The organism is Pseudomonas sp. LBUM1670 (genome assembly GCF_059695695.1).
Genome location: NZ_CP166783.1, coordinates 2,022,912 through 2,035,378 on the forward strand (window position 1 = coordinate 2,022,912; position 12,467 = coordinate 2,035,378).

A 12,467-nucleotide genomic window follows, 5' to 3' on the forward strand; every position below is an offset into this window, starting at 1 on the left:
CTGCGGCCTTTCCATGCGCCGCGTAAGGACAAAATCGCCCTCGGACAAATGTCGCATCGAACGAAAATGGTGAGGGGGTCAGGTCAGTTGTAACGGGGTGTGTTCAAACGCAACGATCGGGTGACCGATGGCAATTGGCACGACAGCCGGTATCTACCAGCCTTTGCGGCCTGTCATCGAACAAATCCGTCTAACACATCGGGTTGGGTCGACCTGGAACCGGCTCATGCCAGTTCGCATCGGAGCAAGCTTAGTCCCGAATCCGGGGAATCGAAAGGGGGGCTAACGGAGGGTGCGACAATGGGTCGCAAAGGGACAGGGAACTGCCGCATTCGGGAAAAATGCGGCAGCAGAGCGGTCAAGAATTATTCGCTTTTGCCTTCCGCCTGCAAACGCTCTGTATTCAGACCGTGGGACAGGCTGTACACATAAGCGGCCAGCAATTGCACTTTATCGTTGCCGAGCAATTCGTTCTGCGCCGGCATATGGCCCTGACGGCCATGACGAATCGTTTGTTCAAGCTGCGTGAGGCCTGTTCCATAGATGAACCCGGCCGGTTGCGTCAGGTTCGGCGCGCCCATGGCTTCAGTGCCGTGGCCGTTTGCCCCATGACAGGCGACGCACAGGGTGCTGAATGCTTGCTGTCCGGCTTGCAGGTCGGCACTGCTGTCGGCCGGCAAGGGCAGGCCCGCCAGTTCATGACGCACATACGCGGCAACGTTTTTCACGCCGGCATCACCGAGGATTTCACCCCAGGCCGGCATCGCGGCCATGCGACCGCCCATGATCGTTGTCTTGATCATTTCCGCGTCGCCACCCCAGCGCCAGTTGCTGTCGGCCAGGTTCGGGAAGCCGAAAGCGCCCTTGGCGTCCGAGCCGTGGCACACCGAGCAGTTCGACGCGAACAGGCGACCGCCCATTTTCAGTGCTTGCGGGTCCTTGGCCACTTCTTCCACCGGCATGGCGGCAAATTTGGCGAAGATCGGTCCGAACTTCGCGTCCGATTTGGCCATTTCCTTTTCCCATTCGTGCACGCCGGTCCAGCCGTTCTCGTAACCCGGCAGGATGCCTTTCCAGTTGCCCAGACCCGGATACAGGACCAGATAGCCCACGGCGAACACCAGCGTGCCGGCAAACAGCATGAACCACCACTGCGGCAGCGGATTGTCGTACTCCTCGATGCCGTCGAAGCTGTGGCCCATGGTCTGGTCGACGCTGCCCTTGGTTTCGCCCTTGCGGGTGCCGATCAGCAGCCAGGTCAGGCCGATCAGGCTGCCGATGGTCAGTACGCAGATCCACGTACTCCAGAAAGTGGTCATGACCGGGTACTCCTTGTTTCAGGTTCTTGGGTGGCGTCATCGGATAGGGGGTCATCGGCGAACGGCAGCAAACGCGCTTCGGCGAATTCCGGACTGCGCTTGCTGTTGAACACCCACAACGTCAGGCCGACGAAGGCCACGAACACCACGACCGTGCCCAGGCCGCGAATCATTCCACTGCTCATTTCAAAGACCATGGGGCTCACCTCTTGCTCTTGATGGCAGTGCCGAGCACTTGCAGGTAAGCGACCAGCGCGTCCATTTCGGTCTTGCCCTTGAGCGAGGCCACGCTGCCGGCGACGTCGTCGTCGGTGTACGGCACGCCGAGGGTGCGCATGGTTTTGAGCTTGGTTTCGGTGTGGCTGTTGTCGACCGCTTGTGTGACCAGCCATGGGTAGGCGGGCATTTTCGATTCCGGTACGACGTTGCGCGGGTTGTACAAGTGCGCGCGGTGCCAGTCATCCGAGTAGCGCGCGCCGACCCGGGCCAAATCCGGACCAGTGCGTTTCGAGCCCCAGAGGAACGGGTGATCCCAGACGCTCTCACCGGCCACCGAGTAGTGACCGTAGCGTTCGGTTTCTGCGCGAAACGGACGGATCATCTGCGAGTGACAACCGACGCAGCCTTCGCGAATGTAAATGTCGCGACCTTCCAGTTGCAGGGCGGTGTAGGGCTTCATGCCTTCCACCGGTTTATTGGTCACGTCCTGAAAGAACAGCGGGACGATCTGGGTCAGACCGCCGATGCTCACGGCCAGGACCATCAGCAACATCAGCAGGCCGACGTTTTTCTCGATTGTTTCGTGTTTCATGGCGGACTCCTCAGGCCATCTGCGCGGCAGCGGCGACTTCGGCAGGCTGCGAGGCCCGCACGGTGCGCCAGGTGTTGTAAGCCATCAGGAACATGCCGCTGAGGAAGATCGCACCGCCCACCAGTCGCACGACGAAGCCTGGGTGGCTGGCCACCAGGGTTTCGACGAAGGAGTAGGTCAGCGTGCCGTCCTCGTTCACCGCACGCCACATGAGGCCCTGGGCGATGCCGTTGACCCACATCGACGCGATGTACAACACGGTGCCGATGGTCGCGAGCCAGAAGTGCGCGTTGATCAGGCCGATGCTGTGCATCTGTGCACGACCGAAGATTTTCGGGATCATGTGGTACAGCGCGCCGATGGAAATCATTGCCACCCAGCCGAGCGCGCCGGCGTGAACGTGGCCGATGGTCCAGTCGGTGTAGTGGGAGAGGGCGTTCACCGTCTTGATCGCCATCATCGGACCTTCGAAGGTCGACATGCCGTAGAACGCCAGCGACACCACGAGGAAGCGCAGGATCGGGTCGCTGCGCAACTTATGCCAGGCACCCGACAGGGTCATCATGCCGTTAATCATCCCGCCCCAGCTCGGCGCCAGCAGGATCAGCGACATCACCATGCCCAGCGACTGCGCCCAGTCCGGCAGCGCGGTGTAGTGCAAATGGTGCGGACCGGCCCAGATGTACAGGGTGATCAGCGCCCAGAAGTGCACGATCGACAGACGATAGGAATACACCGGACGCTCGGCCTGTTTCGGCACGAAGTAGTACATCATCCCGAGGAAACCGGCGGTGAGGAAAAAGCCCACGGCGTTGTGGCCGTACCACCACTGCACCATGGCATCGGTCGCACCGGCGTAAAGCGAGTAGGACTTGGTGAAACTCACCGGCAGTTCCATGTTGTTGACGAGGTGCAAAATCGCCACGGTGATGATGAACGCGCCGAAGAACCAGTTACCCACATAGATGTGCTTGGTTTTGCGCTTCATGATCGTGCCGAAGAACACGACGGCGTAGGCGACCCAGACGATGGTGATCAGGATGTCGATCGGCCATTCCAGTTCGGCGTATTCCTTGGAGGTGGTGTAGCCCAGCGGCAGGCTGATGGCCGCCAGCAGAATCACCAGTTGCCAGCCCCAGAAGCAGAACGCGGCGATTTTCGGCGCGAACAGCTGGGTTTGGCAGGTGCGCTGAACCGAGTAGAACGTACTGGCGAACAGGGCGCAGCCGCCGAAAGCGAAGATCACCGCGTTGGTGTGCAGTGGGCGCAACCGGCCGAAACTGGTCCACGGCAAATCGAAGTTGAGTTCGGGCCAGACCAATTGAGCCGCGAGAAAAACCCCGAGCCCCATGCCGACGATGCCCCACACCACCGTCATAATGGCGAATTGGCGGACCACCTTGTAGTTGTAGGCGGTACTGATAGAAGTGTTCATGGTTCCCCATCCACGGTTCAGCCGAATTGGAGGCGTTCGCGCAAGGCAGACGCTCCCTTCGCCTGGAGTTATAGGCAGACTAAAAGCGAGGCAAGCATGGACAAAGAGCACAAAGCCAGTATTGACGGGGATCAATGGGCGCAGTGTGTGCGGGATCATGGATGGTTGTGGAATGCCGCGGTATCGCCGGCATCGGCGACGCTGATTCTCGCCCATGGCGCCGGTGCACCGATGGACAGCGACTGGATGAACGACATGGCTGCGCGCCTTGCTGCGCAGGGCGTCAACGTGCTGCGCTTTGAGTTTCCATACATGGCGCAACGGCGTGTCGATGGCGGCAAGCGTCCACCGAATCCGGCGCCGAAACTGCTGGAATGCTGGCGTGAGGTGTATACGGTGGTGCGACGCCATGTCACTGGGCGTCTGGCCGTTGGCGGCAAGTCCATGGGTGGGCGGATGGCGAGTCTTTTAGCCGATGAACTCGAGGCAGATGCGTTGGTGTGCCTCGGTTATCCGTTTTATGCAGTGGGTAAACCGGAGAAACCTCGGGTCGAGCATTTGGCTGCGCTCAAGACGCCGACTTTGATTGTCCAGGGTGAGCGCGATGCGTTGGGGAATCGTGAGACGGTCGAGGGATATGCGCTATCGCCGAGTATCGAGGTGTTTTGGTTGACGGCGGGGGATCATGATTTGAAGCCGTTGAAGGTTTCCGGGTTTACCCATGAGCAGCATTTGGCTTCGGCGGCGAGTCGGGTAGCGGCATTTCTTCAGTGAAATAATGGGCGCCGAGTCGGGACCCTTCGCGAGCAAGCCCGCTCCCACAGGGTTTCGTGTCGATCACAAAATCTAACCACACCCCGGTTCACTGTGGGAGCGGGCTTGCCCGCGAAGAGGTCCGAACAGGCGACATCTCAATCAGATTGACAATAAAAAACCCGGAAGCTTTCACTGTCCGGGTTTTTGACTTTCCAACATCAATCAGCGGTTAAACCGCTCCACCAACGAATACTGGGTATTCGCCGTCTTGGTCAGCTCTTCACTCAACAACGCCGAGTGCTGTGCCTGTTCCGATGTCTGATCCGCCAGTTGCGAAATGTTGCTGATGTTGCGGCTGATTTCTTCCGCCACCGAGCTTTGCTCTTCGGTCGCAGCCGCAATCTGGGTGGTCATGTCGGTGATGTGCGCCACCGCTTCGCTGATCCCGACCAGTGCCTGATCCGCCTCAAGTACCCGCGCCACACCTTCTTCCGCCTGGCGATGCCCGGTTTCCATGGTTTGCACCGCGGTGCTCGCGGTTTGCTGGAGTTTGGCGATCAGGGCGTGAATCTGCCCGGTGGATTCGCTGGTGCGTTGCGCCAGTTGACGGACTTCGTCAGCCACCACCGCAAAACCACGCCCCATCTCGCCGGCACGAGCGGCCTCAATGGCAGCGTTCAACGCCAGCAAGTTGGTCTGGTCGGCGATGCCTTTGATCACGTCGACCACGCCGCCGATTTCGTCGCTGTCCTTGGCCAGTTGGGTCACGGTCAGACCGGTTTCACCGACCACCACCGACAAGCGCTGAATGGCTTCGCGGGTTTCCCCGGCGATGTCACGGCCGCGACCGGTCAGGCGGTTGGCTTCCTGAGTCGCGTCAGCGGTGCGCTGCACGTGGCTGGCGACTTCCTGCGTGGTGGCGGCCATCTGGTTGACGGCGGTGGCCACTTGCTCGGTTTCGATGCGCTGACGTTCCAGGCCGGTGGAGCTGTTGTGCGCCAGGGCGTCGGACTGCTTCGCTTGCTCGGTCAGGTGCTCGGCAGTGTCCTGCAGACGGGTCAGGCAGGTTTTCAGGCGGGCTTCCTGGCTGAGGATCGACATTTCCAGACGCGCCTGAGCGCCACGGCTGTCGGTGTACATCTGCGCGATCAGCGGGTCGGACGTGGTCTGCTCGGCCAGGCGCAGCAAACGCTTGAGACCGCGCTGTTGCCAGCTCAACCCCAGCAGGCCCAACGGCACCGAAAGGCCGGCCGCCAAGGCGAAGCCCCACTGGGAGTTGAGCGTGGCACCGATCATGAAGCTCAGCTGGCTGACCAGAATGAACGGCAGCCAGTCCTGAAGCACCGGCAGCCATTTGTCGGTGGAAGGAATCGCTGACTTGCCCTGGTTGATGCGTTGGTAGAGCGCTTCGGCACGGTGGATCTGTTCGGCGGTGGGTTTGACCCGCACCGACTCGTAACCGACGACCTGATTACCTTCGAAAACCGGTGTGACATAGGCGTTGACCCAATAGTGGTCACCGGTCTTGCAACGATTCTTGACAATGCCCATCCATGGCAAGCCTTGTTTCAGTGTGCCCCACATGTGCGCGAACACCGCGGCCGGTACGTCGGGGTGACGGACCAGGTTGTGTGGCGCACGGATCAGTTCCTCGCGGGAATACCCACTGATTTCGACGAACGCGTCGTTGCAGTAAGTGATCACGCCCTTGGCATCGGTGGTGGAAATCAACCGTTGCTGAGCCGGGAAGGTCCGTTCGCGTTGTGTAATGGGCTGGTTGTTACGCATGGCTTTTTCAATCCGCAAGGCTTTGAGAGGTTCTCGGCACTGTCAGGGATTTATTGAAAATATTTTTCAATAATCAGCGGTGCGTCGCAAAACGACCGTTGCGTCAGCCGGCCAGCATCGGATAGGTGAACAGCTTGTGACGGGGGCGGTAGGGGGTGGGAGCGGTGTGTATATCCATTATTTTGGTGATAGCTGCTGGCGGTTCCGCCCTTAGGGCGGGTTACTTGGGGCTTTTCCAAGTGACTCGCTGTAAAAGCGAAACCAATAGAAGCCGTTACCAAAAAAACGGATATGTCCCCAAGCCCCAAGCCCCAAGCCCCAAGCCCCAAGCCTACGACGCAATCAACTGCCGCAACACGTAATGCAAAATCCCCCCCGACTTGAAGTACTCCACCTCATTGAGCGTATCGATCCGGCACAGCACCTCGACTTTCTCGCGACTGCCGTCCTCGCGGGTGATGATGAGCGTCAGATTCATCCGCGGCGTCAACGCCACCCCCGTCAAACCCAGAATATCCAGGGTTTCCTTGCCAGTGAGGTTCAGGCTCTTGCGGTTCTGATCCAGTTTGAACTGCAGCGGCAACACGCCCATGCCCACCAGATTGGAGCGGTGAATCCGCTCGAAGCTTTCGGCGATGACCGCTTTCACACCCAACAGATTGGTGCCCTTGGCGGCCCAGTCGCGGCTCGAGCCGGTGCCGTATTCTTGCCCGGCGATCACCACCAGTGGCGTGCCCGACGCTTGATAACGCATGGCCGCATCGTAGATCGCCATTCTCTCGCCGGTGGGAATGTAAATCGTATTCCCGCCTTCCTCGCCGCCGAGCATCTCGTTGCGAATCCGGATATTGGCGAAGGTGCCGCGCATCATCACTTGATGGTTGCCGCGACGCGAGCCGTAGGAGTTGAAGTCCCGCGGTTCCACGCCTTTCTCGCGCAGGTAATTGCCCGCCGGGCTGTCGGACTTGATGTTGCCGGCCGGGGAGATGTGGTCGGTGGTCACCGAGTCGCCGAGCAGCGCGAGGACCCGGGCGCCCGTGACGTCCTTGATCACGGGCGGCGGGCCGCCGATGTCGTCGAAAAACGGCGGATGCTGGATGTAAGTCGAATCGTCCTGCCAGACATACGTTGCCGCTTGCGGCACTTCAATCGCCTGCCATTGCTCGTCGCCGGCAAACACTTCGGCGTATTCCTTGTGGAACATCGCGGTGTTGACCTGATTCACCGCGTCGGCAATTTCTTGGGTGCTTGGCCAGATGTCCCGCAGATACACCAGGTTGCCATCCTTGTCCGTACCCAAAGGCTCACTGCTGATGTCAATGCGCACCGTGCCGGCGAGCGCATAAGCGACCACCAGCGGCGGGGAGGCCAGCCAGTTGGTTTTCACCAGCGGGTGCACGCGACCTTCGAAGTTGCGATTGCCCGAGAGCACCGAGGCGACGGTCAGGTCGGCGGCCTGAATGGCTTTTTCGATCGGCTCCGGCAAGGGCCCGGAGTTGCCGATGCAGGTGGTGCAGCCGTAACCGACCAACGCAAAACCCAGTTCATCAAGGTATTGGGTCAGGCCGGCGGCCTTGTAGTAGTCGGTGACCACTTTCGAGCCTGGGGCCAGCGAGCTCTTGACCCACGGTTTGCGCTTGAGGCCTTTCTCCACGGCTTTCTTCGCCACCAGCCCTGCGGCCATCATCACGCTCGGGTTTGAGGTGTTGGTGCAGGAGGTGATTGCGGCGATCACCACCGCGCCGTTTTTCAAGCGATAGATCTGACCTTCGAAGTCGTAGTCGGCTTCACCGGCCAGATCGGCATTGCCCACCGCGACGCCACCGCCGCCTTCACTTTCGAGGCGACCGACTTCCTTGCTGGTGGGTTTGAATTGCAGGTCGATGAAGTCGCTGAACGCTTGTGCGACATTCGGTAGCGAAACCCGGTCTTGCGGTCGTTTCGGCCCGGCGAGGCTGGCTTCGACGCTGCCCATGTCCAGCGCCAGACTGTCGGTGAACACCGGTTCCTGACCCGGCAGACGCCACAGGCCCTGGGCCTTGCTGTAGGCCTCGACCAGTTTCACGGTTTCAAGTGGGCGACCGGACAGACGCAGATACTCCAGCGTGATGTCGTCCACCGGGAAAAAGCCACACGTAGCGCCGTATTCCGGGGCCATGTTGGCGATGGTCGCGCGGTCGGCCAGCGGCAGGTCGGCGAGACCGTCGCCATAGAACTCGACGAATTTGCCGACCACGCCTTTCTTGCGCAGCATCTGCGTCACGGTCAGCACCAGGTCGGTGGCGGTGATGCCTTCTTTTAACTTGCCGGTAAGTTTGAAACCGATCACTTCCGGAATCAGCATCGACACCGGTTGGCCGAGCATCGCCGCTTCTGCTTCGATCCCGCCGACGCCCCAGCCGAGTACGCCGAGGCCGTTGATCATGGTGGTGTGGGAATCGGTACCGACCAAGGTGTCGGGGAACGCGTACGTGCGGCCGTCTTCATCTTTGGTCCACACTGTGCGGCCGAGGTATTCGAGGTTGACCTGATGGCAAATCCCGGTGCCCGGCGGCACCACGCTGAAGTTGTCGAAGGCGTTCTGGCCCCAGCGCAGAAAGGCATAACGCTCGCCGTTGCGCTGCATTTCGATGTCGACGTTCTGTCCGAAGGCGCTGGAACTGCCGAACTTGTCGACCATTACCGAATGGTCGATCACCAGGTCCACCGGCGACAGCGGATTGATGCGCTGCGGGTCGCCGCCGGCCTTGGCCATGGCGGCGCGCATGGCGGCCAGGTCGACCACCGCGGGAACGCCGGTAAAGTCTTGCATCAAAACCCGCGCAGGGCGGTACTGGATTTCGCGATCGGAGCGACGTTCCTTGAGCCAGGCGGCAATCGCTCTGAGGTCGGCGCCGGTGACGGTTTTTTCGTCTTCCCAGCGCAGCAGGTTTTCCAGCAATACTTTCAACGACATCGGCAGTTTGTCGAGATCACCGAGGCTTTTGGCGGCGTCGGGCAGACTGAAATAATGGTAGGTCTTGTCGTCGATTTGCAGGGTTTTAAGGGTTTTCAGGCTATCGAGGGACGGCATAGCGATCACTCCTTTAAGTCCGCACGGCTACGGACTGAGGGGACGGACAGAGCTTTCAACCTAGCCCCGTTTGAACGTTAAAGCTAATAACTGGACTCTATGGCCAAGTCCGAGGTTCCGAACTCGGCTATCATGCGCCGGTTTTCGTGACAGGCTTTGCTTCAACGCAAGTCTGGGCATCGCGCAGTGGCTGAATTCTTCGCCAACTGCCCAGGAGTAAGAATGAACACCCTCTTTATGCATTGCCGGCCGGGCTTCGAAGGTGAAGTCTGTTCCGAGATTTCCGAACACGCCGCGCGGCTGAACGTGGCCGGTTATGCCAAGGCCAAAACCGCCAGCGCCTGCGCCGAATTCATCTGCACCGAAGAAGACGGTGCCGAGCGTCTTATGCGCGGCCAGCGTTTCGCCGATCTGATCTTTCCGCGTCAGTGGGCGCGCGGGATTTTCATCGACCTGCCGGAAACCGACCGCATCAGCGTGATCCTCGCGCACATGGCGGACTTCCCGCTGTGCGGTAGCCTGTGGCTGGAAATGGTCGACACCAACGACGGCAAGGAACTGTCGAACTTCTGCAAGAAATTCGAAGTGCACCTGCGCAAGGCGCTGATGGCCGCCGGCAAACTGGTGGACGACGCGCACAAGCCGCGTTTGCTGCTGACCTTCAAAAGTGGTCGCGAAGTGTTCATGGGCCTGGCCGAGTCGAACAACTCGGCGATGTGGCCGATGGGCATTCCCCGCCTGAAGTTTCCACGCGAGGCGCCGAGCCGCTCGACCCTGAAGCTGGAAGAGGCGTGGCACCACTTCATCCCGCGCGACCAGTGGGACGAGCGCCTGCACAGTGACATGACCGGCGTCGACCTCGGCGCAGCACCCGGCGGCTGGACCTGGCAACTGGTCAATCGCGGCATGCTGGTCACCGCCATCGACAACGGCCCGATGGCGGAAAGTCTGATGGACACCGGTCTGGTGCAACACTTGATGGCCGACGGTTTCACCTACAAGCCGCGACAGCCGGTGGACTGGATGGTCTGCGACATCGTCGAGAAACCGGCGCGCAATGCGGCGATGCTGGAAGAGTGGATCGGCGAGGGCCATTGCCGCGAAGCGGTGGTCAACCTCAAGCTGCCGATGAAGCAACGTTACGCCGAAGTGAAGCGTTTGCTGGAGCGTATTGCCGACGGCTTCAAGGAGCGCGGGATTCGGGTCGAGATTGGCTGTAAACAGCTGTATCACGACCGCGAAGAGGTCACGTGCCACCTGCGCCGGCTGGACGTGAAGAAACCCAAGTCCCGCTGATTTACGCGAATTAATGTGTGGGGCGTGTGTGGCGAGGGAGCTTGCTCCCGCTGGGCTGCGCAGCAGCCCTAAAACCAGCCACCGAGATCTTCTGATAGACCGCATAGCCAGAACTGGGGCCGCTTCGCGACCCAGCGGGAGCAAGCTCCCTCGCCACATACCCGGCAATGCGCGACAATGCCGGCCAGTTTCAGGAGTGAATCATGAGTGAAATGCTTGATACGCCGGTAGACGGCACCCTCGACGCCACCGGCCTCAACTGCCCGGAACCGGTGATGATGCTGCACCAGCATATCCGTGACCTGGCGCCCGGCGGCCTGCTCAAGGTGATCGCCACCGATCCGTCGACCCGACGTGACATTCCCAAGTTCTGCGTGTTCCTCGACCACGAACTGGTCGCGCAGCACGAAGAGGCAGGCACCTACCTCTACTGGATCCGCAAGAAGTCCGTTTAAAAGCAAAAAAACTGCGTGGGAGTTATGGCCCTTGCAGGTGCTGGCTTGCCTGCGATGGTCGCTAACGATTACGCGTGTTCATCGGTTGCTCGCGTCGTTCTGGAGTTCTTCGCTGGCAAGCCAGCTCCTACACGGATCCGCTTGCGTGCACTGCCTGTCAGGCGGATCGACAGCATCAGCGCCGCACAACTCAGGCCGACGATCAAACCCTGCCACAGCCCGCTCGGGCCGCTCGGCGTGCCGAACCAGTCGGTCAGGCCCAGCGCGTAACCCACCGGCAAACCAATGCCCCAGTACGCGAACAGCGTCAGGATCATCGTCACCCGCGTGTCCTGATAGCCGCGCAACGCCCCGGCCGCCGTGACCTGGATCGCATCGGAAAACTGGAACAGCGCCGAATACACGATCAGCATCGCGGCCACGCGAATCACCGTCGGGTCAGCCGTGTAGATCGTCGCGATGTGCTCGCGCAGCAACAGCATCATGCTCGCCGAAATACACGCGTAAGCCAGCGCCGTGCCCATGCCGACACCGGCGGCGAAACGCGCTTCACGGGGTTCCTGACGACCGAGCGCCTGGCCGACGCGCACCGTCACGGCCATGCCGAGGGAGTAGGGGATCATGAACACCAGCGAACTGAAGTTCAGCGCGATCTGGTGCCCGGCCACCACGGTGGCACCGAGGCTGCCGATCAGCAGAGCGATCACGGCAAAGATGCTCGACTCGGCGAACACCGCGATGCCGATCGGCAGTCCGATGCCCAGCAGGCGTTTGATCACCGACCATTGCGGCCAGTCGAAACGGCTGAACAACTGGCTCGATTGATACGCCGGCGCCCAGCGTTCCCAGCCGGCCATGCCCAGCGCCATCACCCACATCACAATCGCCGTGGCCCAGCCGCAACCGACACCGCCCATGGCCGGCACACCGAAGTGGCCATAGATGAAGACGTAGTTCAGCGGAATGTTCAGCGCCAGACCGCACAGCCCCAGCACCATGGCCGGGCGCGTGCGCCCCAGGCCATCACTGAAACAGCGCAGCACATGGTAGAACGCGACGGCGGGCAAGCCGCTGGCGATGCCGTGCAGGTACTGCATGCACGGGCCGATCAGTTCGGGGTCGACCTTCATGATGTGCAAGATCGGTTCGGCGCTGAGCAGCATACCGGTCGCCATCAAACCCACCACCAACGCCAGCCACAGCGCCTGTCGCACGATCGGGCCGATCTCGCTGTGCGTCCCGGCACCAAAGCGCTGAGCGACTTTTGGCGTGGTGGCCAGCAAGGTGCCGGTCATCAGCAGAAACACCGGGACCCAGATCGAGTTACCCAACGCCACCGCCGCCAGATCCCGCGGGCCGACGCGGCCGGCCATCACCGCATCGACGAAGCCCATCGCCGTGGTGGCAAGCTGCGCGATCATGATCGGCAGCGCCAGGCCGAGCAGGGTTTTCAGCTCCAGGCGAACCCGGGCGGGGCGGTTGAGGGAAATGGCGGCGGTGCGGTCAGTCACGGAATTCAAGGGCGAAACGTCCA

10 protein-coding genes are annotated in these 12,467 nt (G+C 60.9%); 3 read left to right on the plus strand and 7 right to left on the minus strand.

The features are described from left to right. Positions 1-365 precede the first annotated feature (365 nt). From ccoP to ccoN, 4 genes are read right to left on the minus strand one after another with little or no spacing between them, the layout of a single operon-like run. Positions 366-1,319 (minus strand): cytochrome-c oxidase, cbb3-type subunit III, encoded by a 954-nt coding sequence (gene ccoP, locus ACA073_RS09220; protein ID WP_497402996.1) that lies wholly within the window; start codon positions 1,317-1,319, stop codon positions 366-368. Beyond that, complete coding sequence (locus ACA073_RS09225; RefSeq protein WP_497402997.1) at positions 1,316-1,516, minus strand: cbb3-type cytochrome oxidase subunit 3; 201 nt, start codon at positions 1,514-1,516, stop codon at positions 1,316-1,318. The genes ccoP and ACA073_RS09225 overlap by 4 nt, the downstream gene beginning before the upstream one ends. A 5-nt stretch (positions 1,517-1,521) precedes the next feature. Further along, on the minus strand, positions 1,522-2,130 hold the full coding sequence (ccoO, locus tag ACA073_RS09230; RefSeq protein ID WP_497402998.1) for a cytochrome-c oxidase, cbb3-type subunit II: 609 nt from the start codon (positions 2,128-2,130) through the stop codon (positions 1,522-1,524). A 10-nt stretch (positions 2,131-2,140) separates the two neighbouring features. Beyond that, positions 2,141-3,565, minus strand: a complete 1,425-nt coding sequence (ccoN, locus tag ACA073_RS09235; RefSeq protein WP_497402999.1) for a cytochrome-c oxidase, cbb3-type subunit I — start codon at positions 3,563-3,565, stop codon at positions 2,141-2,143. Between the two features lie 96 nt (positions 3,566-3,661). Here ccoN and ACA073_RS09240 point away from each other — a divergent pair, with 96 nt between their 5' ends. After that, the gene (locus ACA073_RS09240; protein WP_497403000.1) at positions 3,662-4,339 is read left to right on the plus strand and encodes an alpha/beta family hydrolase; all 678 of its coding nucleotides are present in this window, start codon (positions 3,662-3,664) and stop codon (positions 4,337-4,339) included. A gap of 204 nt (positions 4,340-4,543) precedes the next feature. Here ACA073_RS09240 and ACA073_RS09245 read toward each other — a convergent pair whose 3' ends face one another. Continuing rightward, positions 4,544-6,109: a methyl-accepting chemotaxis protein gene (locus ACA073_RS09245; protein ID WP_497403001.1), complete on the minus strand. Its 1,566-nt coding sequence runs from the start codon at positions 6,107-6,109 to the stop codon at positions 4,544-4,546. 331 nt (positions 6,110-6,440) lie between these two features. Then, positions 6,441-9,182, minus strand: a complete 2,742-nt coding sequence (gene acnA / locus ACA073_RS09250) for an aconitate hydratase AcnA (protein WP_497403002.1) — start codon at positions 9,180-9,182, stop codon at positions 6,441-6,443. A 222-nt stretch (positions 9,183-9,404) separates the two neighbouring features. On the opposite strand from acnA, the gene rlmM reads away from it, so the two are divergent. Both rlmM and tusA read left to right on the plus strand, forming a co-directional pair. Further along, positions 9,405-10,478 carry a 23S rRNA (cytidine(2498)-2'-O)-methyltransferase RlmM gene (rlmM, locus tag ACA073_RS09255; protein ID WP_461951055.1) on the plus strand — a complete coding sequence of 358 codons (1,074 nt, stop codon included), beginning with the start codon at positions 9,405-9,407 and terminating at the stop codon, positions 10,476-10,478. Between the two features lie 203 nt (positions 10,479-10,681). Further along, positions 10,682-10,933, plus strand: a complete 252-nt coding sequence (gene tusA / locus ACA073_RS09260; protein ID WP_392886918.1) for a sulfurtransferase TusA — start codon at positions 10,682-10,684, stop codon at positions 10,931-10,933. Positions 10,934-11,001: 68 nt separating this feature from the next. Here tusA and ACA073_RS09265 read toward each other — a convergent pair whose 3' ends face one another. Next, on the minus strand, positions 11,002-12,453 hold the full coding sequence (locus ACA073_RS09265) for an MATE family efflux transporter (RefSeq protein ID WP_497403003.1): 1,452 nt from the start codon (positions 12,451-12,453) through the stop codon (positions 11,002-11,004). Positions 12,454-12,467: the final 14 nt, after the last annotated feature.

Excerpts from the sequence above, each read along its gene's own strand:
- ccoP (WP_497402996.1), bottom strand. The coding sequence starts at position 1,319 with ATGACCACTTTCTGGAGTACGTGGATCTGCGTACTGACCATCGGCAGC.
- ccoO (WP_497402998.1), bottom strand. The coding sequence starts at position 2,130 with ATGAAACACGAAACAATCGAGAAAAACGTCGGCCTGCTGATGTTGCTG.
- tusA (WP_392886918.1), top strand. The coding sequence starts at position 10,682 with ATGAGTGAAATGCTTGATACGCCGGTAGACGGCACCCTCGACGCCACC.
- rlmM (WP_461951055.1), top strand. The coding sequence starts at position 9,405 with ATGAACACCCTCTTTATGCATTGCCGGCCGGGCTTCGAAGGTGAAGTC.
- ACA073_RS09225 (WP_497402997.1), bottom strand. The coding sequence starts at position 1,516 with ATGGTCTTTGAAATGAGCAGTGGAATGATTCGCGGCCTGGGCACGGTC.
- ACA073_RS09240 (WP_497403000.1), top strand. The coding sequence starts at position 3,662 with ATGGACAAAGAGCACAAAGCCAGTATTGACGGGGATCAATGGGCGCAG.
- ACA073_RS09245 (WP_497403001.1), bottom strand. The coding sequence starts at position 6,109 with ATGCGTAACAACCAGCCCATTACACAACGCGAACGGACCTTCCCGGCT.
- ccoN (WP_497402999.1), bottom strand. The coding sequence starts at position 3,565 with ATGAACACTTCTATCAGTACCGCCTACAACTACAAGGTGGTCCGCCAA.
- acnA (WP_497403002.1), bottom strand. The coding sequence starts at position 9,182 with ATGCCGTCCCTCGATAGCCTGAAAACCCTTAAAACCCTGCAAATCGAC.